Raw genomic sequence first — 23,708 nt, forward strand, 5'->3', positions numbered from 1 at the left:
TATATTTAGTTTGGATGAACTAATAGGAAGTGAATTAAGTATGCAGGACATATATCAGATGATAGCGGAATACAGAGAACAGGGCTTATGCACCCTTGCCACCGTTATGGAGGGAGAATATATCGGTGAGAAACTACTTATTTGCCAAGGAGAACCAGTCTGTCAGACAAAAGAAAACGGATTGCTGCAGAGACATTTGGATGAATTAAAAGCGATCGAAGAGAGTGGAATCGTCAAATTAGATGGAATAAGAGTGTTTGCAGAACTGTTTGGAGGTACAGCGCGTCTGGTCATCTGTGGCGCAGGGCATGTATCGATGCCGATCATTCAGTTGGGAAAGAGCCTTGGCTTTCATATTACTGTATTGGAAGACCGTCCAAGTTTTGCTGATCATGCAAGAAGAGCCGGAGCAGATACTGTGATCTGTGATACATTCGAGAATGGCTTGCTGCAAGTGGAAGGCAGTTCATCTGCCTACTTTGTAATCGTTACCAGAGGTCATCGTTACGATACATTATGTCTGAAAAGTATTATAGAAAAGAAGAATGCGTATATAGGTATGATGGGAAGCCACCGCAGAGTGGCGATGGTGAAAGCGCAGTTAGAAGAAGGAGGAATATCCGGAGAAATGCTGGATGCCGTACATGCTCCGATTGGTCTGGCGATTGGCGCAGAGACACCGGAAGAGATTGCTGTATCCATCATGGCAGAGATCATCCAGTGCAAGAATCAGAAGAAGCATACGGAAGGGTATCGGGATGAGATTCTGGACGCATTGAATTTTAAGAATGCAGGGATTAATCAAGTGATTCTGGCAGAGATCATGGAGCGTAAGGGATCTGCTCCAAGGAATATCGGTACCAAGATGGTAATCGGACAAGATGGAAGCCTGACGGGAACGATTGGCGGTGGCTGTATGGAGGCAGAAGTAATCCAGGCTGCCAGACAGATGTTGGCGAATGATGCTTCTGATTATCAGATCAAAGAAGTGGATATGACGGCTGCAAGTGCAGAAGAAGAGGGAATGGTGTGCGGAGGAACGCAGTTGGTTTATCTTGAGAAAAGGTGTCGTTCATAAAGAAGGAGATACATGGATTTGAACTGCCCTAGAATAAAAAACTTTTACGGTATGTTAGAGTATGGTACAATATATTATGCATAAATTGGTATGTACTACATTGCAAATCTAAGAAGAATGAGAGGAAACACTTATGAAAAAGAGTAATCCAAAGGCGTTATTGCCGATTGCTGTTTTCCTGGTATTGTATCTGGGCCTGGGGATTGTGTTCGAGTATGTGATGAAGATTCCAATGGGATTCTATAATATCCCGATTGTCATTGCATTTCTGGCGGCGATTCTGGTGGCATGTCTTCAGAACCGGGAGTTGAAGTTTGACGACAAACTTGAAGTTATGGCGCAAGGGATGGCAGATAAGAATATCATTACGATGCTGCTGATCTTCTTAACCGCAGGTGCGTTTGTCGGTGTTGTGGGAAGAAGCAGTGCAGAGAGTGTGGCGTATTTTATGCTGTCTTTAATCCCGACAAAGTATGCGGTTGCCGTATTGTTCGTGGTGGCATGTTTCGTATCTACGGCTATGGGAACCTCGGTGGGAACCATTACGCTGATTACGCCAATTGCAGTGGCGGTGTCTGCGGCATCAGGATTCGACTTGCCTTTGTGCGTGGGCTCTGTTATGGGTGGCGCTATGTTCGGAGATAATCTATCCTTTATCTCAGATACTACAATTGCAGCATGTAATGGGCAAGGCTGTGCGATGAAGGATAAGTTCCGGGAGAATTTCGGGATTGCGTTTCCTGCGGCATTGGTAACATTGGTGCTGATTCTGGTATTATCTCTCCGCACGGATCTGAGCGGGGCGGTATCACAGGATTACAACCTGATTCAGATTATTCCGTATGTTCTGGTTCTGATTGGCGGAATCATTGGAATCAACGTATTCGTAGTATTGCTGGTTGGTATTGCATCGGGAGCGGTGATTATGCTGGCAACGGGGCAGATTGCGCCAGTAGATCTGATTGGCAATATGGGTTCTGGTGCGGCCGGAATGTTTGAGACCAGTATGGTTGCGATTCTGGTGTCTGCTATGTGTGCGCTGATCCGGGAGTATGGCGGTTTTGAAGCACTGCTTTCTGCAATCCGCAGAGTGTTCAAAGGAAAGAAAGGCGGACAGCTCGGTATGGGACTATTGGTTGGAGCCATGGATATCGCTACGGCGAACAATACGGTTGCGATCGTTATGGCGAACCCGATTGCGGCAGAGATGGCTGAGGAATATGATATCACGCCGAGAAAAGCGGCATCGATATTGGACACATTCTCTTGTATCTCTCAAGGGGTGATTCCTTATGGTGCACAGATGTTGGTGGCACTGTCAGCAGCCAATGAACTGGGATATGAATTGTCGGCATTCGAAGTGATTCCGAAGTTGTTCTATCCGGGGATGCTGTTGATCAGTTCGCTGATATTTATCTTTGTGGTGCCGGGGAAGAGCGAGAAAGCGAAATAGTAATCCGTAAAATCCTGACTGAGAGCAGGGTGAAAAATGAATACCAGGAGGAGCAGTATCATGAAAGAATTAGAAATGATTCAGGCGTGTGTAAGAATCATACGTGAAAAGACGGACATAGTACCAGAGGTTGGCTTGATCCTGGGAAGTGGTCTGGGAGATTATGCAGACAGAATTGAGAATAAGGTGATTGTTCCATATAGTGAACTGCCGGAATTTCCCGTGTCTACCGTGGCAGGGCATATGGGACAATTTGTAATAGGAGAGATTAACGGAAGAAATGTAATTGCAATGCAGGGAAGGGTTCATTACTATGAAGGATATTCTCAGCGTAAGATTACAATGCCGGTACGCATTATGAAGGGTCTTGGAGTCGGGAAGATGATACTTACGAATGCTGCAGGCGGTGTGAACCGTAGTTTTAAACCGGGAACACTGATGATGCTTCAGGATCATATCAACTTTTCCGGAAATAATCCGCTGATCGGAGAGAATCCGAAAGAATTCGGGGCGCGTTTCCCAGATATGTCTAGCATATATTCCACAGAATATCGTGCGAAATTAAAGAAACTGGCAGCAAAAGAAGGGATTGAACTGGAAGAAGGTATCTATATGATGATGTCAGGTCCTTCTTATGAAACTCCGGCAGAGGTACGTATGGCAGGAATTCTGGGGGCGGATGCTGTAGGAATGTCAACCGTGCCAGAGGCAATCGTATGTGCCCAGTCAAGAATCTCTGTATTAGGAATCTCATGCATTACGAACTGTGCGGCGGGAATTCAGAATCAGCCATTGAATCATGCGGAGGTAGTGGAGACAGCGAACAGAGTAAAGGAAGAGTTCGTCAAGGTACTGGATATTGCTTTAAGAGAAGTAGTATTCTAGAAAATGGATTATGTGAGTCATCAGTAGAGAAACTGAAGACATATTACCTGTAGATGAATGAACAGGGATAACATGGGGAAAAGTTGCATTCGCAACATACCATCATGTTATCCCTGTTATCTTAGTGTATGCTTAGATTCCAGTTTCCGCTATATGCCGTGCAACATACACCCCGCTTGCGGATGCATGGGAAAGCGAATGTGTCACGCCGCTTCCGTCTCCGATGATATATAATCCTTTATACTTGCTCTCAAGATTCTCATCAATCTCCACTTCCATATTATAGAACTTCACTTCCACGCCATAGAGCAGAGTATCGTCATTGGCAGTTCCAGGAGCAATCTTATCCAGTGCATAGATCATCTCGATGATGCCGTCTAAGATACGTTTCGGAAGTACAAGACTTAAGTCACCTGGAGTAGCAGCCAGAGTCGGAGTTACCAATCCTTCCTGGATACGGCTTACGGTGCTTCGTCTTCCCCTGACCAGATCCCCGAAACGCTGTACGATTACGCCGCCGCCCAGCATATTCGAAAGTCGTGCAATGCTTTCGCCGTAGCCGTTGCTGTCTTTAAATGGCTCAGAGAAATGTTTTGCGACCAGCAGGGCAAAATTGGTATTCTCGGTCTGGTGTTCCGGATCTTCATAACTGTGACCATTCACCGTAACGATACCGTTCGTGTTCTCATTTACGACGATGCCGTAAGGATTCATACAGAAGGTGCGGACATTATCTTCGAATTTCTCCGTGCGGTAGACAATCTTGCTCTCATATAGTTCGTCCGTCAGATGTGAGAAGATCACAGCCGGAATCTCTACACGTACGCCGATATCTACGCGATTAGAGTGGGTAGGAATGTCCAAATCATTACAGACAGTCTCCATCCATTTGCTGCCGCTTCTTCCAACGGAGATGATACATTTCTTACAATCTGCGGATTCGTTCTTATAGTGGATGCGGTATCCATCTTCCAGACATTCTACACGGTCTACCGGAGTATGGAAGTAAAAATCTACTTTATCTTTTAATTCGTTGTACAGATTCTCAAGCACTACATAATTGATATCAGTTCCGAGATGACGTACAGAAGCATCCAGGAGTTTTAACTTATTCTGGATACAGATCTTCTTAAAATTCGTTCCGGCAGTAGAATACATCTTAGTGCCTTCGCCGCCATGAGACAGGTTGATCTCATCTACATACTCCATCAGATTAAGGGCGCGTTCTTTGCCAAGATATTCATAAAGCGTACCACCGAAATCATTGGTGATATTGTATTTTCCATCTGAAAATGCACCTGCTCCGCCAAATCCGTTCATGATTGCGCAGGTCTTACATTTGATACAGGATTTTACCTTGTCACCGTCAATTGGACAGTGCCTGTCCTTAAGTGGAAATCCGGCCTCGAAGACAGCAATCTTAAGCCCGGCTGTCTTTTGAACCAACTCATAGGCGGAAAAGATACCGCCTGGTCCTGCGCCGATAATAATTACATCATAGTTCATCATAATCACTCCTTGCTTTTAGTTAGTATATGGCAAAAAAATAACTCGCTATTCTTTGGTTGAAAGAATACGAGTTCTTATGTAGTCACTTCTCTTTTTCATTATAACGTTGAGGGGAAGGGACTGTCAATGAGAAAATGCATAACCAACAGAATCAATCTAAAATGTCAGATGAAAATTTGTTTGAAATAAATAAACCGTCTCATTGCATGAATGAATAAAATAGTCTATGCTTGAGTCAGGAGGTGACGGGTATGGCGAATGAAGATAAAAAAGATTTTAACGCGATGCTTCACAAGGATACGGATATGCCTAAGATACAGATTGTTAAGGATGAGGCTACGATTAAGAAATATGGCGGAGAGAGGATGTTCTTTGCACCGCCGATTACGTATGATGAGATTATGAAGACAGTGCCATATGGGAAAGTGATAACAGTTGGTGAGATTAGGGAATATCTTGCAAAGAAGAATGATGCAGATTTTACAGATCCGATCACAGCTGGAATCTTTGTGTCGATTGCGGCATGGGCGAGTTACCAGCGAACAGAAGATGAGACGCCGTACTGGAGAACTCTGAAAGCACACGGAGAACTGAACCCGAAGTATCCTGGCGGTGTCGAAGCGCAGAGAGAGAAATTGGAAGCCGAAGGCCATACAATTATTATGAAGGGCAGAAAGAACATAAAGTATTATGTCAAGGAGTATGAGGCGGTGCTTTTTGCAGACATAAAAGAGTAGGAGAGAAGTTATGTCAGTTTATGTGATGGCGGATATTCATGGAGAGTATGACAAATTTCTAGAAATGCTGGATACCATTCAATTTCAGGAGGAAGACTAGCGTGTCTGTGTTTGGATGCAATGGAAGAGTATTATATAGAGTAATGTGGCAGAGTGGGAAATATGACAGAATGTTGTCATTAGCCGAAAAACTGGTAAAATAAAAAAGTAAATAAATTTATTGTACTAACATTGTTGAATCATCAAAGCCTGCCTGACTTTCGTTTGTTGATCCTATCTATGTAGGCAAGCAGTGTTACTATGAACATACTAAAAGATATCATTAGAGACATTGCTTCGAATACAGTCCCTTCACACCACCTCCCTTTTTTGACAATATATCATGGGCAATGTTGCATTTTGCAAGAGAAAATGTGCACCTTAGAGGCATGTGCGTTGAAATAAAAAAGGGGTGTGGTATGATAGGAAATAAGAGAGGAAGATGCAAGATGAAGTTGACATTGGAGCGAATCGCAGATGGGGATGAGGAAGTGCTCATCCGCTATTATGAGATGAATGAAGAGATTGAAGTGATCGCAGGAATTGTGCGAGGAACGGGGCTTCGGATTCCGGCAATATGGGAAGGACAGACATTGCTGTTATTGCCGGAGTTAATCTATTATATGGAGAATGTAGATGGGGTCACATATGCATACTTGGAGGACAAAGTAGTACGGGTATCGGAGAGTCTGCGGACGCTGGAGTTGTGTTATGGGAAGCGGGGCTTCTTCCGGTGTTCAAAGTCGATGATACTGAACATATATAAGATTCGTTATCTGAAAAGTGAGCCATACAGTCGGATTCGGGCAACGATGGAGAATGGGGAGCAGGTGATGATATCCAGAAAATATGCGAAGGAATTGCGGCAGATTCTGAAGGGAGGTGCAAAGGATGAAGAGTAAATTGTGGAATCTATTGAAGAATGAGATTGTCATTGAGTATAAGGCATGTCTCTATTTTAGTTGCCTGATATCCTTTTATTGTGTTTATCTCCTTTGCCGTGGAGTCTATTCTGTCAGTATCCTTTCCCTGTGTGAGATGATTTTGATGGCGTATTTTGTAGGGTATCTTCAAATCTATGTATTGCATGATTTTGATGAGGCGGAGAAGTTCGGGAAGAGAGAAGCGACTTCGGCATTCTTATGTACCTGCATCTATGCGGTGATATCGGGAGTGTTTGGATGGTTTGAGGGAAATGTATGGGTAACGGTGTTATTTAGCGGATATATTTTCCTGTGTTATCTATGTGTATATCTGATTAATAAGATTCGGAGGAAGGTTGATACGGACAGGCTGAATGATATGCTGACGGCATATAAGAAGGAGGGAGAAGCGAGTCATGATGATGGAGTCAAAGAATAATATCAGGGAGTGTCGGGGAAATGAAGCAGACATAGCAATTGAGATCCGGGATGTTACGAAGACTTACGGAAAGCATCGTGGAATCAGTCATCTTTCGTTTGTGGTGCCAAAGGGAGATATCTTCGGATTCCTGGGACCAAACGGAGCGGGCAAATCAACGACCATACGCTGTATGCTTGGGATGCTGCATTTTCAAAAAGGGGAGATAAGGATACTTGGGATGGATGCAAAGAAGCAGACAAGGGAGATCCTACGCAAAGTTGGGTACATGCCTTCGGAGGCAATGTTCTATCCCTCCATGAAGGTGAAGGATGTCATTCGGCTGGCTGTAGAGGCAAGGAAGATGAACTGCGACAGCGAGGCAAGGAGAATCTGTGACTTGCTGGATGTGGATAGAGAGAAGAGAATCTCGGAATTATCGCTTGGGAATCGCAAGAAGGTTAGTATCGTGTGTGCCATGCAGCATCAGCCGGAACTTCTGATTCTGGATGAGCCTACTTCCGGATTGGATCCGTTAATGCAGGAAGTGTTTTTCAAACTGGTCCTGGAGCAGAATGCAAGAGGGACTACGTGTTTCTTGTCCTCTCATGTGCTGTCAGAAGTAAAGCGCTATTGCAAAAATGTGGCAATTATTAAGGAAGGGGAACTGGTGAAGTTGGATTCGGTAGAGAATCTGCTCCGGTCAGGAATCCGTCAGGTTAAGGTGTGGCAAGGCGGTCAGGAACGGCAATTTACTTATTCCGGGAATGCGAGAGAACTGATTCGGGAACTGGATACAATGCAGGTGGATGATGTGCTAATTGAGGAACCGTCGCTGGAGGAACTTTTCATACACTATTATCAGGAAGAAGCTTGAACTCTGAAAAGGAGGAAGAACATGACACTGTGGAAACATGAAATGAAAATGAATATAAAGTCACTGTTGATTTGGAGTTGTTGTATAGGAATTGTGAATTTCGGATGCCTTCTGTTATTTGAAAATCTTGCTGATACAATGGAGCAGATGGCAAAGTCCTATTCGCAGATGGGAAGTTTCTCTACGGTATTAGGGCTTGACCGCCTTAGTATCGCTACTATGGAAGGATTCTATGCGACGGAACTGGGGTTAATATTTGCAATAGGAGGAGCCATGTTTGCTGCGATGACGGGTGCTTTGATGCTGGCGAAAGAAGAGGAGGGACATACTTCGGAATTCTTGCACGCGCTCCCTTTTGGACGGAGATATATTATAAGATGGAAATATCTGGCGATGGTATCTGTGATTATTCTGTTCCAGATTATCGTTATCTTGTGGGAAACTTTGGGATTCGCGATAGCAGGGGAGATGCCGGAGGTACAGGAATATCTGTTGTTTCACGGGGCGCAGTTCTTCGTGCAATTGGAGGTGGGAAGCGTCTGTTTCTTGGTCTCGGCCGGAAGCAGGAAGAAACAGATTGGTGCAGCACTGGGGCTGGCAGTATTGTTGTATGTGGCGGACATGATGTGCCGGATTGTACCGGATATCGAGAAACTTAAGTATGCGACACCTTATTATTTTTCCAATGCTGCAGATATATTTACGTCAGGAAAAGTGGACTGTGGGATGCTGGGAATTGGTGTAGTGATAACGGCAGCAGCGTTCATGTGTGCGTTTGGTGTGTATATGAGGAAAGATCTGGCCGCCTAAAGTGATATGATAGAACTTGACATATAATTCTTACGAGTGTAAGATTAATAGAAGGTCAAATTACATAAAAGTATTGCAGAGTATGTTTTACAATTGGACATACAGCGCGAATTTTAAGATCTTAACGGGACGTATGCCCTGAAATCTTACAAATGTAAGATTTGAAAGAAAGGAGAAGATGCAATGAAAATTATGAAGTATTATAAAAAGTTATATCTTACACTGGTATGTGAAGAGGCTATCGGATGAAGAGTGGGAGGATTATTATGAGGACATGTAGATATAAAAGAATTCTGATGATGGGAGTATTGTCTGGGATTGCCCTGGTATTATCTGCATGCGGGAGCGGAATCATACGGGGAGCAAGCCAGACGGAAGGAAGTATGGAAAATCGGGAAGGAGCATCGGGAGAGGATAACTATGATGTCCAATTAGATGAAGAAATCTGGGAGAAGGGGTATGATCTCCCGATTGATCGGGCAGAAGAAAAAGAAGCCCGGGAGGATTGTAAGAAAGCCCTTGTATATATCGGGGAAATGTATGAAAATATAGATAGTAAATCAACAAAAGAGGAAAATAGTGATACGGATCATGCAGATGTGTTCTCTCAGACAATCCTGGAGAAAATAAGCAATACGCTGGGACAAAAAGGCATTCCGGTCGCTATCTCTGATTCCCCTCTTGGCGGTATGCTGAACTATGAGAAGATGGATCAGTTTTTAGAACGGGCATCAAAAGGGGAAGAATGTGAGGAAGTATTATACGAGATTGATCTGGATGGTACAGTCAGCAGGAAGAAATATTCTTTTGATGGGAAGGATATGTATGTACTGGACTGCATAGGATTATGGAGTAAAGAAGAGATAGGCATCTCCATGATCTCCTATACTAGGCTTAAGGAGTGGGAATATACAGACCGGGGATGGTTCCGGTATGAATTATGTGTTCCGGAACCGCCGGTGCTTACAGAAGTTATGGAAGGAAGCGTATTAATAAGAATCACACCGATGAAGGAGGAGTTCAGGGCACTGACAGAGAAATGGCTGCTCCCCATTGGATATCGCGGGAATAATCTGCTGCGCTCCGAGTGGGACGCAGATCATATGGAACAATTGGATTATAATGGGTTATTTGAATATCTGTATTTTCTAAAATACCAACATCGACTAGATAGTGAGCAGTATATGAACGGTATTCCGAGAGAAGAATTCGAAGGATTGCTTACAGAATATCTGCCGGTTACCGCCGAAGAATTGCGGCGGTATGCAGTCTATGATGACGAAACAGGGCGATATGCATGGGCAGGAGCGGGCTGTACTAATTATACTTCCAGTATATTTGCAGTTTCAATACCAGAGATTACTGCAATTACGGAGAATGCGGATGGAACAGCGACCTGGACGGTGGATATTGTGTGTGAGATATTAGGTCAGGAGTCTGTGATCCGCCATCAGATTACAGTACGTCTGGGAGAAGAGGGGAAACTGCAGTATTTGAAGAATCATATCCTGGGTGATGGAATGGCAAGAATTCCGGAATATACTTATAGATGTAGAGGGGATTAAGGAGTATCAGGATAGAACAGGAGGTTGAAATGAGTAAATGAAAGAAAAATCCAAACAAACAAGGGGAAAAGGAAGTGGGAGACCAGGCTGGGTGATCCCTGCGATGACGATGGTATTGATTGTGCTGCTCATTATAGCAGGAGTGTTGCTGTTCTTGCGAATTCGATCAAACGAAGAGAAACCACAGGATGTTTTGGCTGAATATATGAATCACATTCCAAAGGGCGAATACGAAGAGATGTATGCAATGCTGGATCTGGAAGAGTCGGGGAACATTAATCAGGAGAATTTTATCAAGCGTAATTCCGGTATCTATGAAGGAATTGAGATACAGAATATGAGACTCGAGATTCTGGAGGATTCAGAAGGGGAGAAAGATCCGTTACTGGTGAAGTACCGTACATCCTTTGATACTGTTGCGGGCAATCTTAGTTTCGAATCAGAGGCGCATTTTACAAAAGGGGAGGAAGGATATAAACTTGCGTGGGATGACAGCCTGATCTTTCCGGAATTAACTGAGACAGATAAAGTCAGAGTGTCCACGATACAGGCGGAGCGCGGCAGCATCTTAGATCGGAATGACCGTGTTCTTGCGGGAAAAGGGACGGCGTCGTCCGTAGGAATCGTGCCGGGAAAATTAGAAGATAGAGACGGTGCTATTCAGGCAATCGCCGAATTACTGGAAATGACGCCGGAGACGATAGAGAACCAATTAGGCGCACAGTGGGTGAATGATGAATCTTTCGTCCCGCTTAAAACAATTCCTAAGGTAAATGAATTGGAAGTTACGGCATTAGAGCCGGATGAGACAGTCTTGAAGGAACAAGAGAGGCAGGAGGCTTTGCTTGCGATTCCGGGAGTGATGATCTCGGATGTAGAAGTGAGACAATATCCGCTGGGAGAAGCGGCAGCACATCTGGTAGGATATGTGCAGAATGTCACGGCTGAAGACTTGGAAGAGCATGTCGGGGAGGGATATAATGCCAACAGTGTGATCGGAAGGAGTGGAATCGAAGGGCTCTTCGAGAAAGAATTGAAGGGGACTAACGGATGTGATATCTATATTGAAGATGAGAATGGTGATCGGAAAGCAGGGCTGGCAAATGTATCTGTCGTGGATGGGGAGAATATAAAACTAACCATTGACGCATCCATCCAGTCTGCATTATATGAACAGTTTCAAACGGATAAGAGTTGTTCCGTGGCGATGAATCCTTATACCGGAGAAGTGTTAGCGCTGGTGAGTACTCCGTCTTATGATAATAATGAATTCATCATGGGAATGTCAGATGCGAGATGGACTTCGCTGAATGAGGATGAGCAGAAGCCGCTGTATAATCGTTTCCGTCAGGTATGGTGTCCGGGATCGACATTTAAGCCGATTATTGCGGCGATTGGACTGAAGTCCGGCGCGATTGATCCTTCAGAAGATTACGGAAGTGAAGGACTCAGTTGGCAGAAGGATGAGTCATGGGGAGATTACCATGTGACGACGCTCCATACCTATTCGCCGGTTACATTGGAGAATGCGCTGATCTATTCTGATAATATTTATTTTGCCAAGGCGGCGCTTAAGATTGGCTCTGAAGAATTGGAGAATTCCTTGAAGGCTCTGGGATTTGGTGAAGAGATTCCGTTTGACATTAAGATGTCCGTATCTCAGTATTCCAATCAGGAGCATATTGATGCAGAGGTTCAGTTGGCAGACAGCGGTTACGGTCAGGGCCAGGTGCTGGTGAATCCATTGCATCTGGCGTGCCTGTATACGTCATTTGCCAATCAGGGAAATGTAATAAAACCGTATCTTGTGTATCAGGATCAGCCGCAGTCAGAGATATGGCTTGAGGGAGCCATCCCGGAGGATGCTGCGAATACGGTGCTGGAAGGATTGAAGAAGGTAGTAAATGATCCGAATGGAACGGGATATGCGGCACATAGAGATGATATCGCTTTGGCAGGAAAGACTGGAACTGCTGAGATTAAGGCATCCCAAGATGATGTGAATGGAACGGAATTAGGTTGGTTTGCAATATTCACAGGGCAGGATGTGGCGAAACCGGTATTGGTTGTGAACATGGTAGAAGATGTGAAGGACAGAGGCGGCAGTGGATATGTCGTCGGGAAGGATAAAGTGGTGCTGGACGCATATCTGAATGGACAGTAGAAAGGATTAATGCCCTGCCATAGTCTTTTGGAGGCTGCGGCAGGGCATCAGACTGTTTATTGATTCGAATGGAAGGATTTCCATATTTTCAGAAGTTCTTCCGGTGTTCCATCTGGGTTGGCCGCTACGATGTCATAGAATTCCCGCAGTTTTTCGGGAGTTTCTTCCAATTCATCTGCGGTATCTTCCAGGTTCTTTCCCTTAAGGAACTTTTTCTGAATCTGAGCAATCAGAGTAGATGCGATGCCATCATTCCAACCCTCTTCCCAACCCTCTTCCCTGCTTGTTCGACGAATTTCCTGTACATCATATGCTTCAAAACTATCGAATAACATAGGAAATCTCCTTTTCCTGCCACATCCCAAGATCTGACAACACACTAAGCGCAATATCCGCAGCATTCTTTCCGGTAGCATTCTCATCAGCCTGGATATTGACGGCAAAGAAACAAGTGTGTTCATTAGATTCAACCAATCCCACAAACCACCCATTGACATTCTTCCCATCAACCATTCCAGTTCCGGTTTTGCCGTACAAGGAAGCATCGGCAGAAGAAGAAAGGTACAGGGCATCTTTAACAGCATCAATATGATCCTGTCTGAATCCCAATTCATTGTTGTACAGTCCTTTAAGCAACTCAACCTGCTCTGCCGGAGAGATCTTCAAAGAGGATTCCATCCAGTACGAGGAAAGTTCGCCGCTGGTGTCCCGATTACCATAGTTAATATCTTTGAAAAATTCCTGAACTGCCAAGGCGCCGGCCTGCTGGTCAATTGTCTGAAAGTACCAGTTCGCAGAGTTTTTCATTGCTGAATCTAAAGTCTGATCTGTGTTCCAGGCATCAAACGGATATGAAGTTCCGTTCCATTCTATCTTAGAGTGTTCGGGAGTAATGATACCGGATTCCAGACCAAGCAGAGCATCATAGATTTTGTAAGTGGAGTCCGGGGATATGCGTTTTGTCGCCATAACTTCATTGTATAGTTGCCAGTGATCGGCAGCACTGTCGTATAATACGAAACTTCCCTGATAACCTTTGAAGTAAGAATCCAGATCCAGGGAAGAGACGGTGCCGGAGTCTGGCCGGAACTTGCTGGTATCAGATGAGGAGGCATTTGCTGACAGGAAAGGCAGGAAACCAAGGAGAAGAACTATGATCAGGCAGTAAACAATCAATCCCTTCATCCTTTTGGAGAATGTCAACGGCTGGTAGGAAGCGATATTCAGGATGCGTCTTTTCATCTGTTTCATGTCCCCTCCCAGTCCAGAGGCGAAGTGGAATGGAGAACGGGAAAGTGTCTCTGCAAAGTGAATGAGTGTATTGCCGTAATCAATGTGATCACATTCATCAAGCATTGCCAGTACGGAGGAGTCACAGGCAATCTCCCGGTCATTTCGCATCTCCTTTATAGCATACCAGATCAATGGGTTGAACCAGTATATGATTCCTGCAAGATTGGTTATCGCATTTGCAAGTGAATCATGATGTTTATAGTGCTGTAGTTCATGGAGAAGCATATACCGCAGATCTTTCTTCTGATAATCCGTGCCGAGATCTGAGATCAGATGGATTGGAAGATAGATGCGAGGCTTGAATATGCCGGTCATAATGGGCGTTTTTATGAATGCGGTGCTGTATATAGGAATATCTTTGGTGATTTCCATCTCCAGGCAGCAGGATTCAAACAGATTGCGGACATCTTCGCTCTGAAGCGGTAAAGCGGATTGGCTGATGCGATGAAACTGCATTAGAGACCTAAGTGTCAGCAACAGCATAATCAGCATACCGCCACACCATATGGTCAGAAGCAGATATCCCAATATGGAGGGAGTTCTGCCACTGACAGAGATCGCAAAATCATTCATCCAGTTCGCAGCAGTAGTCTGAGGAGCGATATTGACCGTCTGCTCGGTCGCAATGAATGAGTCAGAAGAGTACGCTTTCCAATACGTGATTTTGCCGACCCATGAGATTAATTGTGCCAATTCGGGAAGGTGTAACGGTATGAATGGAACTGCAAGCAAGAAAAGCGGCAGATACCATAAGTTATATTGGATTCTCCCGGATAAATGGTTCTTAAGCACTCTTTTGACTACTAGAATCATGCAGATAAAGAGAGCAATCAGTATATTGCAATAGAGAAAATGAATGAAGAATTGCACCATATCAATCCCTCCTGGCCTTGCCGGAAAGAAGACTGCGAAGAGAGTCAATATCTGACTCAGACAAACGGTCATTCTCAAGATAGGCAGAAAGCATAGCAGTAATATCTCCATTATAATAGCGCTTCAGAAAAGAAGAACTCTCTTGACGGACATATTCGTCTTCTTTGACTAATGGTGTGTAGACGAAGACGCGGCTTTGCTTCTCGTAGGTAAGGGCGCCCTTTGTGACCAGACGCTTCAGCATGGTCTGGATGGTCTTAGGGTTCCAGGAGGTTGTACGGGTTAGGCGCTCCGTGACTTCATTCGTGTTGATGGGAGCGTATTTCCATATAATCTTCATTACTTCGTATTCGCCTTCTGATATCTGGGGCAGTTTATGCATAATGGGTTCCTCCGGAATAAAATCTTACAAGTGTAATAAAAATATTATACCTATTTGAGGGAGGAATGTCAACGAAGTCTATAGATGAGGTGTTCGGGAAGGAGGAGCGGGGGCATGCAGCATTTGGTATGAAGGGGAGTATTGATTCTGGTGTCAGCGGTATCCGGTATTGCACCTTTCTCCAGGAATATGATATAGTAAATGCTGACTATATAGAATGAGGTGAAGAGAGATGAGTATTTTAAATGTTGAACATCTGACACATGGTTTTGGGGATCGTGCGATATTCGATGATGTTTCTTTTCGTCTTTTAAAAGGTGAGCATATCGGTCTGGTCGGTGCCAACGGAGAAGGAAAGTCTACTTTTTTCAATATTGTAACGGGAAAATTAATCCCGGATGAAGGAAAGGTGGAATGGGCGAAGAAGGTGAGGGCTGGTTATCTGGATCAGCACACAGTCCTTGAGCCGGGGATGACGATCCGTGACGTGTTGAAATCAGCGTTTTCCTATCTGTTTGAGTTAGAAGAAAAGATGAATCAGATCTGTGATTCGCTAGGGGATGCAGACCCGGATGCGATGGAAGAGATGATGGAGGAGTTGGGTTCGATTCAGGATACGCTGATGATGCATGATTTCTACATCATAGATTCTAAGATAGAAGAGGTTGCACGTGCGCTGGGGCTTCTGGAACTAGGGCTTGATCAGGATGTTACGGAACTGAGTGGAGGTCAGCGGACGAAGATTCTGTTGGGCAAACTTCTCTTAGAGAAGCCGGATATTCTGCTGTTGGATGAGCCGACGAACTATCTGGATGAGGAGCATATTGCATGGCTTAAGAGATATCTTCAGGAATATGAGAATGCATTCATCCTTATTTCTCATGATATTCCCTTCTTAAATGAAGTTGTGAACATTATCTATCATATGGAGAACCAGGAACTGAACCGCTATGTGGGTGACTATGATCATTTCCAGGAAGTTTATGCAGTAAAGAAGGCACAGTTGGAGGCTGCTTATAAGCGTCAGCAGCAGGAGATTAAGGAACTGAAAGACTTTGTGGCGCGTAATAAAGCCAGGGTCTCTACCCGTAATATGGCAATGTCCCGTCAGAAGAAACTGGATAAGATGGATGTGATTGAACTGGCAGCCGAACGTCCGAAGCCGGAATTCAACTTTAAGGTGGGAAGAACGCCTGGAAAATACATATTTGAAACAAAGGATATGGTGATAGGATATTACATAACCGAACCTTCGCCTGTTCGCCACCACTTAGGACTCGCACCTGACTCTCGATATGCTTCGTTGTAAGACCGCATTTGGCAAGAGCGGAACGCACTTCATACTGGGTAAATGACGGGAATTCCCCCCAGATCTCTTCGATGCAGGTAGTCTTATCTGGATGTAGATGCCAAGGATGAACTGAAACGTGCGTTGCTGGAATATAGAGGAGGTGTGCTTCTTATCTGCCATGAACCGGAGTTCTACAGAGATGTCGTGTCAGAGGTGTGGGATTGCAGCAGATGGACGACGATGAATCCGGACTTGTTGTAGGGGAAGATGTCTGGTGAATAGCGATTTATTATCGGTATCTATATTGGAGGAACAATGTTATAATACGATTATGAAATAATATATGTTCGGGAGGTAGCGAGAATGAGAAAAATAAAAGAACGGACATTATCAGGGACAAGGAATCCTAACCCGGCAGAATATGAGCAGGCGCACCGCCTGTTAGCCCGCAGGGCTGCCGCTGAAGGAATCGTCCTTCTTAAGAATGAAAAGCAGATACTTCCATTGGAAAAAGGAAGCAAGATAGCCCTCTTTGGAGCAGGCGCCGGCAGGACGATCAAAGGTGGTACGGGTTCCGGTGATGTGAATGAAAGGGATAGTGTATCTATCTATGATGGACTGGTGAATGCCGGATATCAGATTACGAATCCAAAGTGGGTACAAGTTTACGAAGAGATGTATACCAGTGCCAGATGTGCATGGAGGGATGAGATTCTTAACAATGTAAAGAATGGATCAATGCCGTTTTTCGACGTGTACTCTACAACACCGTTTTATCTGCCGACAGGTCCGAAAGCGGAGTCTTCAGAGGCTGATACGGCAATCTATGTGATCAGCCGTATTGCAGGAGAGGGCAGTGACCGTTTTAATCAGGAGGGCGATTATCTTCTAACAGAAGAAGAGAGAGTCATGTTAAAAGATATCTGCACCGATTATAAGAAGGTAATTATTGCGGTCAATACGGGTGGCTTGATCGACCTTTCTTTTCTGGATGAGTATTCTAATATCTATGCAGTGCTTCAGATTGTACAGCCGGGTATGGAAGGAGGCAACGCATTTGCGGATATTATTAGCGGGGCATCTGTGCCAAGTGGAAAACTGGCGGACAGTTGGGCATACCGCTATGAAGATTACCCGAGTGCAGCGACATTCTCCCATAATAATGGAAATGTGAATGAAGAATATTATGAGGAAGGTATCTATGTGGGATACCGCTACTTTGATTCTTTTGATGTACCGGTGCGCTATAGTTTTGGATATGGAATGTCTTATACGGATTTTATGGTGGAAACTTTGGACGTGTGCGTAAGGGAAGAGGAACACGAAAAACAAGAGTCTGTTATGCCGGAAGTTATAATCACAGCGAAAGTTACGAATACAGGGGCGGTATACTCCGGTAAGGAAGTGGTACAAGTCTATGTATCTGCACCGGAAGGAAAGTTAGAAAAGGAATACCGCAGGCTCTGTGGATTCGCTAAGACAAAAGAACTTGCGCCAGGAGAAAGCCAGGAGGTAGAGATCTCTTTCGCGGTTGATCAGATGGCGTCCTATGATGAGGAAGAGGGAGAATGGATTCTGGAGCCTGGATATTACGGAATCTGGGTTGGAACGTCCCTGAATCAAAGTGAATTAAAGGCAAGGCTTTCCCTTAAGCAGGAGAAGGTGCTTACAAAAGTAGATCATATCTGTCCGCTGCAGGCAGAGTTGAATGAGTTGAAGTTTGCAGAAGCGAAACGAAGCTCTCGTTACAATGAATGGGTAGAGGCGGGAGAGCGGCAAGGGCTTCCTGTGATTGCGTTAGATCTGACAGGAGTTACAACACAGGTTATCGATTATTCAGATGTGCCGGAGAACGAAGAAGACGAAGCAGTACAGTTAGTAAAACAACTCGATGTTGAACAGTTCATCCAGTTAGCCACCGGAGATCCGGGAAAAGGACAGGGAAGCAATCTTGGCTCCGCAGGAATCTCTGTTCCGGGCTCTGCAGGAGAGACCAGTTCCTGTGCGGCATCTGAAGGAATTGCCAGCATCGTGCTTGCAGATGGTCCGGCAGGACTTCGGCTGAATCAATCCTATCATGTGAAAGATGGGAAGATTGTAGCGCCGCCATTTGAAGCCAGCCTGGAGCATGGATTCTTCTGTCCGGATCTTAAGCAGGAAGGAGATATCTATTATCAGTACTGTACGGCGATTCCTGTCGGTACGCTGCTTGCACAGACCTGGGATGTAGAGTTGATTGAAGAGATCGGAAGAATGATCGGGGATGAGATGCAGCGTTTTGGCGTTGATCTGTGGCTTGCGCCGGGCATGAATATTCATAGGAATCCTCTTTGCGGAAGAAACTTTGAATATTATTCCGAAGATCCGCTGATTAGTGGCAAGATTGCTGCGGCTATGACATTGGGAGTTCAAAGCGTGGCCGGATGTGGCACGACGATTAAGCATTTTGCATGTAATAATCAGGAAGATAACCGGATAGGATCGAATGGCATTATCTCAGAGCGGGCATTGCGAGAAATCTATCTGAAGGGATTCGAAATTGCGGTGAAGGAATCACATCCGATGTCAATTATGACCAGTTATAATCTGATCAATGGAGTCCATGCGGCGAATAATTATGATATCTGTACCAAGGCGGCAAGGAAGGAATGGGGATTCGATGGCGTGATCATGACAGACTGGACGACGACAGAGCAGGGACCTGACTGTACCGCAGCAGGATGTATGCGCGCGGGGAATGACCTGGTAATGCCGGGACAGTTCTCTGATCACGAGAATATCCGGAAAGAATTGGCGGAAGGAACGCTTACGGAGAAAGAACTGCGGGATTGTATTGTCAGACTGGTGCGGGTGATTCTGCGGTCAGGGCAGTATGAACTGCCAGCGCATCCGTAGAGAACTGCTGGCGGCAGTTTTTATCTGGAGGAAGAGGGCGCAAGACGAGAGGTTGTATCAGAAGATATCGGCTATGTATTGTCTGCGCCAACCGTACCGGAATTCCTTACAGGGAGGGAATTGGGATTGAAAGTATTCGCCAATGTACTGTCCGGAATAGGGGAGGTCATAAAGGCATTTTTGGGGAAATTACTGTATTTTTTGATTATGATTGTAGGCGCTTCTTTTTTGTGCCGGTCTGTGGTACCTCAGGTGGATGCGAATGAGTTGTTCCTTCTTCTGCTGATTGTGGCTTATGGACCTCCGCTTTTTGGGATGTGTGGTGTATTGTGTTGTGGCGTGTGTGCTGATCTATCGGCTGGCACCGAAGACATTCAATATTCGACAGAGATTTTGAGCAGTTGTTAATTTTATTGAAAATAAGTTAACAACTCGTCAATTGTCCCCAAGCGTCATATCTGCTATTTTTATATTAAGCAAAGACCAATGCGTGATTAAAACAGCGATTGGAGGATGGGATAATGAACTTAGGTGAAGTGATAAGGACATATAGAAAAGAGAAGCAGATGACACAGGAAGAGATGGCAGGATATCTAGGCGTGACAGCCCCTGCGGTGAATAAATGGGAGAAAGGAAACTCATTTCCAGACATATCGTTACTGGCACCGATAGCAAGGCTTCTGGGAATCAGTACAGACACGCTGTTGTCTTATGAAGAAGAATTAACGGATCGGGAGATCAACCAGATTACGGAGAAATGCTGTGCTATGATGAAGTCGGAAGATTATGACGCGGCATTTTCGTGGGCAAGTAGCAGACTGCAGGAATATCCAAGTTGTGAGAAACTGATTCTCACGCTTGCGAATATATTGGACGGATATCGAACAATTCTGGCAATAGATGAGCCGCAGAGATATGATGAGAAGATTCGGAGCCTATTTATCCGTTTGCTGTCAAGCAAGGATGATTCTATTGTACAGGCAGCAGCTCTATCATTATTCTATGATTCGCTTGGCAAAGAGGAATATGAAAATGCGCAGGAATATCTGAACCGGATTCCGGAACAGGGATTCAATCCCCGGAGGGGGCAGGCGCTTCTGATGCAGAGAAAGGGAGATACGGAAGAAGCCTACAGACTGTATGAGCAGCTGATTTTTCAGGCATATAGCGAGATAGGCACATCGCTGGCAGGAATCTTTTCTATGGCGATTGCGGAAGAAGATATGGATAAAGCGGAATACATTCTGGAGAAGAAGAAACTGGCACAAGTTCTGGAGATGGGAAGATATATGGAGACTTCTTATGAACTGGAACTGGCAATGTGTCGGAAAGATAGGGAAAAGACAATCGAAGTGCTTTCTAAAATGGTTCATAGTATCAGAGAGATGGATGAATATAAGAAGTCCAGATTGTATGAGCATATGCAGTTTCATGACGGGGGAATCGACCACATTGCGTTTGTGTTGAAGAAAGGGCTTCAGGAGGCTGAAGAGATGGGTTTTGTACGAGAGGATGCAAGATACCGGAAGATATTGGAAGAGTTAGACGGAATGGTTGGAGAATAGTAAGGTTGAGGAAGAAATATTACGATAGGTAAAAGAGACAGATTATATCTTTGAAGGTAGAGGCGAGATGTGCTGGAAATGTACATCCTGCCTCTTTTAAGGTGGTTCAGATGCTATTTTTTGTTTTTTCTCAGATATAATACAAGGGAATAGATGACAGGTATGCCAATTGCAGCAACAAGGCACACGGCAAGCATCCAGTTCCAGTGAAGCAATGTATTGAGTATGAACAGGATTCCAATGATCACATACAGCCACCCTGCCAGGCGGTGCGTCCGATTCCAATTATCTTCATCCGACAGTGTCCAGGGAATCTTAATTCCCACCGTAAAATTCTGGCGGCATTTTGGCAGATAATTCCCCATAATGATGAAGATTAATCCCATCAGCAGATTAACGAAGAGAGCGGAATTCATCCAGACGCTGATCGGAGATCCCAATGCATAACCGTAGATTGCAGCAGCGCAGATGATAGAGCATAGCGGGCATATCCATATAATCAGGCGATACATCTTGCTGCTGATATGCTGGTGCTTCGGATCAATTGCAGTGGCAAATACGCAGATAAGATGCACTGCCAGCAGAAACAAAGGAAGCCCTAAGACGGCAAAAGTCCGGCTGCTCCAGCCATTTGCTTGGTTTTCAAAGTTAAAATGCGTTGCCATCTTTTCCGGCAGTTGATTCCAATTTAGAATGCCAAATAAGATTGGCAGCAGAGTTACAATGCAGGTTATCATTATCATGTTTCTATGTTTCTTAATCATTCTTGTGTTCCTCCTTTCAAATCGGAAAGCCATACCATAAGTTCCTCTACCACAGAGGTATTTAGTTCATAATAGACGTAATTCTTGTATTTGGACTCATATACAAGATCGGCTTTTTTTAGAATGCTTAGGTGATAGGATATCGTTGCCCCTGTCATGTCAAAATGACTGCCAATCTCTCCGGCGGATAATTTCCCCTGCTTTAGTAGCGTTAGGATCTCGCGCCGGACGGGATCGGACAGGGCTTTAAAAGTCTGTCCAAAACTCAATACACATCCCTCCTGATCTTTCTTTGGTATTTAGAAATATTTCTAAATAGATAATACATCAAAGACGCTTGGAAAGCAATATCTATTTAGATTTTTTCTAAATAGAATGCGGATATAAAAAATCCTTGCAAACCTGTTAATTATGGAAATGCAAGGATTTTTATACATTATAATTATAGAACAGATTTAACAGAAATAATTAATGAAAATGATAGGAATAAACTACTCCGGTTTTATTTTCGTATTCCAAATTAATCTACTTTAGTTCTTATAGTAGAGCACTATATGAGTAGCCAAATGGTATCGCTCAAACCTATTGCTCCTCTTTAATCATACCATAATTTGTGACATTGTCAACTGAATAAACGGCTAATTTCTTCTTTTTGCAGAACCTAATTTTAAAACAAAAAATTTATTTGTGGTCAATATATTGGTCATGATAGTTTCTACCATAAAAACAAAAATATAAAAAGAAAGGATTTGATAATGATGGGAAGACGTGGCGAAAATATTAGAAAAAGAAAGGATGGTCGCTGGGAAGCGCGAATACTCTGTAGTTATAATTCCGATGGAAAAGCCAAGTATCATTCGCTTTATGGCAAATCATATTTGGAAGTAAAAGAAAAACGAAACAAATTACTCGGAAATCAAATGGCAGTTTATGAGAAAAGTATTTATAAGAGCAACCAAAAAGTTACCTTTGGTTGCATAATGACTGAATGGCTAGATATCCGGAAAGATTCAGTGAAAGAATCAACTTACGCACATTATGTTAATCTGGTAGAAAAGCACATTCTTCCAGAACTCGGGGAATTATATTTATCTGCGGTAACATCAGGCATTATTGACACTTTTCTAAGAAATAAGTTACACAGCGGAAGACTAGACGGCAAAGGTGGTCTCTCTCCGAAAACAGTTGCTGACATTCGCTCTATTTTGCTTCTTGGATTAGAATATGCGAAACAGCAACAGTATCCCTGTATTGTAAATAATAAAGTGTTTTATCCCAAAAGCCAACAGCCAAACATCAAAGTTCTCACAAGAGAAGAGCAGGTCAAATTAGAAAAGGTGCTATTCCAACATCCTGAGCCGTTAGAATTAGGAATTATTACAACTTTGTACGGGGGATTGCGAATTGGTGAAATATGTGCTCTTCAATGGAAGGATTTTGATTTCGAAAGCGGGATAGTAAGTATTAATAAAACAATAATTCGTATTCAGGATTTGTCTCCTGGTGCTTCCAGAAAAACCAAAATTTTGATTGATTGTCCCAAGACAGAGCAGTCCAATCGCATTATCCCTTTGCCCACTTTTATTTTTAATTTTTTGAAAAAATATCAAATGGGTCCAGAGATATATGTGCTCACAGGAACAAAAACGTATCTAGAACCTCGTGTGTGTTTGGAAAAATATAAGAAGATTCTTGTTAAGGCCGATTTACCGTCATTTTCCTTTCATGCTTTGCGTCATACATTTGCCACACGTTGTGTAGAAAGTGGATTTGACACAAAATCTTTAAGTGAAATTCTAGGACACGCTAATGTAAATACAACATTGCAAAGATATGTCCATCCTTCTATTGAGTTAAAGAAAGAACAAATGGAACGATTAGAACAGATTACAATTCGGGGTCAGAATAATGGTCATAAGAATATTTAATCCTTAAAAATCAGGCTATTTGTTGTTGTTTTTCATATAGTGCTCTACTTTAAGAGTAAAGGGGGATCAGTTTGGAACGTCAAAAGAAAACATGGGTCTCTCCTCCTTGTCAATTCCATCCGGTCGGTTCTGCGGAATATAATCGGCTCATAGCATTGATGGAAGCAGAAGAGGGATTGGATGTTAAGAGCAAAAGGAGAAATTCAGAAACAAAATGCGAATCTGCAATTCAATAACTATTATATGTCAGAAAACGAGT

23 protein-coding genes and 1 pseudogene are annotated in these 23,708 nt (G+C 43.9%); 17 read left to right on the forward strand and 7 right to left on the reverse strand.

Annotation, left to right across the window (positions count from 1 at the left end; genetic code table 11):
* The first annotated feature begins 40 nt into the window (after nt 1-40).
* The 3 genes from ACQRBN_RS11410 (at nt 41) to ACQRBN_RS11420 (ending at nt 3,416) form a co-directional block, all read left to right on the forward strand.
* On the forward strand, nt 41-1,078 hold the full coding sequence (locus tag ACQRBN_RS11410) for an XdhC family protein (protein WP_427739116.1): 1,038 nt from the start codon (nt 41-43) through the stop codon (nt 1,076-1,078).
* 133 nt (nt 1,079-1,211) lie between these two features.
* Nucleotides 1,212-2,531, forward strand: coding sequence for a Na+/H+ antiporter NhaC family protein (locus ACQRBN_RS11415; RefSeq protein WP_427739117.1), 1,320 nt, complete (start codon nt 1,212-1,214; stop codon nt 2,529-2,531).
* Nucleotides 2,532-2,591: 60 nt separating this feature from the next.
* Entirely contained in the window at nt 2,592-3,416 is an 825-nt protein-coding gene (locus ACQRBN_RS11420) for a purine-nucleoside phosphorylase (RefSeq protein WP_427739118.1), read from the forward strand.
* Between the two features lie 132 nt (nt 3,417-3,548).
* On the opposite strand, the gene ACQRBN_RS11425 is transcribed toward ACQRBN_RS11420, so the two are convergent.
* Nucleotides 3,549-4,922, reverse strand: coding sequence for an NAD(P)/FAD-dependent oxidoreductase (locus ACQRBN_RS11425; protein WP_427739146.1), 1,374 nt, complete (start codon nt 4,920-4,922; stop codon nt 3,549-3,551).
* Nucleotides 4,923-5,176: 254 nt separating this feature from the next.
* Between ACQRBN_RS11425 and ACQRBN_RS11430 the strand changes: the two genes are divergently transcribed.
* On the forward strand, nt 5,177-5,662 hold the full coding sequence (locus ACQRBN_RS11430; protein ID WP_427739119.1) for an MGMT family protein: 486 nt from the start codon (nt 5,177-5,179) through the stop codon (nt 5,660-5,662).
* Nucleotides 5,663-5,904: 242 nt separating this feature from the next.
* Here the strand turns inward: ACQRBN_RS11430 and ACQRBN_RS11435 are convergent, their stop codons facing one another.
* Nucleotides 5,905-6,039, reverse strand: coding sequence for a putative holin-like toxin (locus tag ACQRBN_RS11435; protein WP_427739147.1), 135 nt, complete (start codon nt 6,037-6,039; stop codon nt 5,905-5,907).
* Between the two features lie 111 nt (nt 6,040-6,150).
* Between ACQRBN_RS11435 and ACQRBN_RS11440 the strand changes: the two genes are divergently transcribed.
* The 6 genes from ACQRBN_RS11440 (at nt 6,151) to ACQRBN_RS11465 (ending at nt 12,458) form a co-directional block, all read left to right on the forward strand.
* Nucleotides 6,151-6,603, forward strand: coding sequence for a LytTR family DNA-binding domain-containing protein (locus tag ACQRBN_RS11440; protein ID WP_427739120.1), 453 nt, complete (start codon nt 6,151-6,153; stop codon nt 6,601-6,603).
* Nucleotides 6,593-7,063 (forward strand): DUF3021 family protein, encoded by a 471-nt coding sequence (locus tag ACQRBN_RS11445; protein WP_427739121.1) that lies wholly within the window; start codon nt 6,593-6,595, stop codon nt 7,061-7,063. Before ACQRBN_RS11440 ends, ACQRBN_RS11445 begins: the two co-directional genes overlap by 11 nt.
* Nucleotides 7,041-7,919, forward strand: coding sequence for an ATP-binding cassette domain-containing protein (locus ACQRBN_RS11450; protein ID WP_427739122.1), 879 nt, complete (start codon nt 7,041-7,043; stop codon nt 7,917-7,919). Before ACQRBN_RS11445 ends, ACQRBN_RS11450 begins: the two co-directional genes overlap by 23 nt.
* A gap of 21 nt (nt 7,920-7,940) precedes the next feature.
* The gene (locus tag ACQRBN_RS11455; protein WP_427739123.1) at nt 7,941-8,729 is read left to right on the forward strand and encodes an ABC transporter permease subunit; all 789 of its coding nucleotides are present in this window, start codon (nt 7,941-7,943) and stop codon (nt 8,727-8,729) included.
* Between the two features lie 266 nt (nt 8,730-8,995).
* A complete protein-coding gene (locus ACQRBN_RS11460; RefSeq protein ID WP_427739124.1) occupies nt 8,996-10,294 on the forward strand; it encodes a DUF6070 family protein in 1,299 nt (432 codons plus the stop codon).
* A gap of 37 nt (nt 10,295-10,331) precedes the next feature.
* A complete protein-coding gene (locus ACQRBN_RS11465) occupies nt 10,332-12,458 on the forward strand; it encodes a penicillin-binding transpeptidase domain-containing protein (RefSeq protein WP_427739125.1) in 2,127 nt (708 codons plus the stop codon).
* Between the two features lie 56 nt (nt 12,459-12,514).
* Here ACQRBN_RS11465 and ACQRBN_RS11470 read toward each other — a convergent pair whose 3' ends face one another.
* Genes ACQRBN_RS11470 through ACQRBN_RS11480 form a run of 3 tightly spaced genes read right to left on the reverse strand, consistent with a single transcriptional unit; the run spans nt 12,515 to nt 15,006 of the window.
* Nucleotides 12,515-12,793 (reverse strand): hypothetical protein, encoded by a 279-nt coding sequence (locus ACQRBN_RS11470; protein WP_427739126.1) that lies wholly within the window; start codon nt 12,791-12,793, stop codon nt 12,515-12,517.
* Nucleotides 12,780-14,624 (reverse strand): BlaR1 family beta-lactam sensor/signal transducer, encoded by a 1,845-nt coding sequence (locus ACQRBN_RS11475; RefSeq protein ID WP_427739127.1) that lies wholly within the window; start codon nt 14,622-14,624, stop codon nt 12,780-12,782. Before ACQRBN_RS11475 ends, ACQRBN_RS11470 begins: the two co-directional genes overlap by 14 nt.
* Before the next feature lies 1 nt (nt 14,625).
* Complete coding sequence (locus tag ACQRBN_RS11480; protein ID WP_427739128.1) at nt 14,626-15,006, reverse strand: BlaI/MecI/CopY family transcriptional regulator; 381 nt, start codon at nt 15,004-15,006, stop codon at nt 14,626-14,628.
* A gap of 65 nt (nt 15,007-15,071) precedes the next feature.
* On the opposite strand from ACQRBN_RS11480, the gene ACQRBN_RS11485 reads away from it, so the two are divergent.
* From ACQRBN_RS11485 to ACQRBN_RS11505, 5 genes and pseudogenes are all read left to right on the forward strand, one after another.
* Nucleotides 15,072-15,227: a hypothetical protein gene (locus tag ACQRBN_RS11485; RefSeq protein WP_427739129.1), complete on the forward strand. Its 156-nt coding sequence runs from the start codon at nt 15,072-15,074 to the stop codon at nt 15,225-15,227.
* Nucleotides 15,228-15,238: 11 nt separating this feature from the next.
* Nucleotides 15,239-16,243 (forward strand): annotated as a pseudogene (locus ACQRBN_RS11490) (ABC-F family ATP-binding cassette domain-containing protein); the annotation flags it as partial.
* 417 nt (nt 16,244-16,660) lie between these two features.
* Nucleotides 16,661-19,192, forward strand: a complete 2,532-nt coding sequence (locus tag ACQRBN_RS11495) for a glycoside hydrolase family 3 protein (protein WP_427739130.1) — start codon at nt 16,661-16,663, stop codon at nt 19,190-19,192.
* A gap of 126 nt (nt 19,193-19,318) precedes the next feature.
* On the forward strand, nt 19,319-19,600 hold the full coding sequence (locus ACQRBN_RS11500; protein ID WP_427739131.1) for a hypothetical protein: 282 nt from the start codon (nt 19,319-19,321) through the stop codon (nt 19,598-19,600).
* Between the two features lie 113 nt (nt 19,601-19,713).
* The gene (locus ACQRBN_RS11505; protein WP_427739132.1) at nt 19,714-20,757 is read left to right on the forward strand and encodes a helix-turn-helix domain-containing protein; all 1,044 of its coding nucleotides are present in this window, start codon (nt 19,714-19,716) and stop codon (nt 20,755-20,757) included.
* Nucleotides 20,758-20,870: 113 nt separating this feature from the next.
* Here the strand turns inward: ACQRBN_RS11505 and ACQRBN_RS11510 are convergent, their stop codons facing one another.
* Together ACQRBN_RS11510 and ACQRBN_RS11515 are read right to left on the reverse strand one after the other, a co-directional pair.
* The gene (locus ACQRBN_RS11510; RefSeq protein WP_427739133.1) at nt 20,871-21,521 is read right to left on the reverse strand and encodes an SdpI family protein; all 651 of its coding nucleotides are present in this window, start codon (nt 21,519-21,521) and stop codon (nt 20,871-20,873) included.
* A complete protein-coding gene (locus ACQRBN_RS11515; RefSeq protein WP_427739134.1) occupies nt 21,518-21,790 on the reverse strand; it encodes an autorepressor SdpR family transcription factor in 273 nt (90 codons plus the stop codon). Before ACQRBN_RS11515 ends, ACQRBN_RS11510 begins: the two co-directional genes overlap by 4 nt.
* A 486-nt stretch (nt 21,791-22,276) precedes the next feature.
* On the opposite strand from ACQRBN_RS11515, the gene ACQRBN_RS11520 reads away from it, so the two are divergent.
* A complete protein-coding gene (locus tag ACQRBN_RS11520) occupies nt 22,277-23,449 on the forward strand; it encodes a tyrosine-type recombinase/integrase (RefSeq protein ID WP_427739135.1) in 1,173 nt (390 codons plus the stop codon).
* A 71-nt stretch (nt 23,450-23,520) separates the two neighbouring features.
* Nucleotides 23,521-23,685 carry a hypothetical protein gene (locus ACQRBN_RS11525; protein ID WP_427739136.1) on the forward strand — a complete coding sequence of 55 codons (165 nt, stop codon included), beginning with the start codon at nt 23,521-23,523 and terminating at the stop codon, nt 23,683-23,685.
* Nucleotides 23,686-23,708 lie beyond the last annotated feature (23 nt).

The sequence above is a fragment of the Bariatricus sp. SGI.154 genome (genome assembly GCF_050313795.1).
Classification (GTDB): Bacteria; Bacillota; Clostridia; order Lachnospirales; family Lachnospiraceae; genus CAMBRQ01.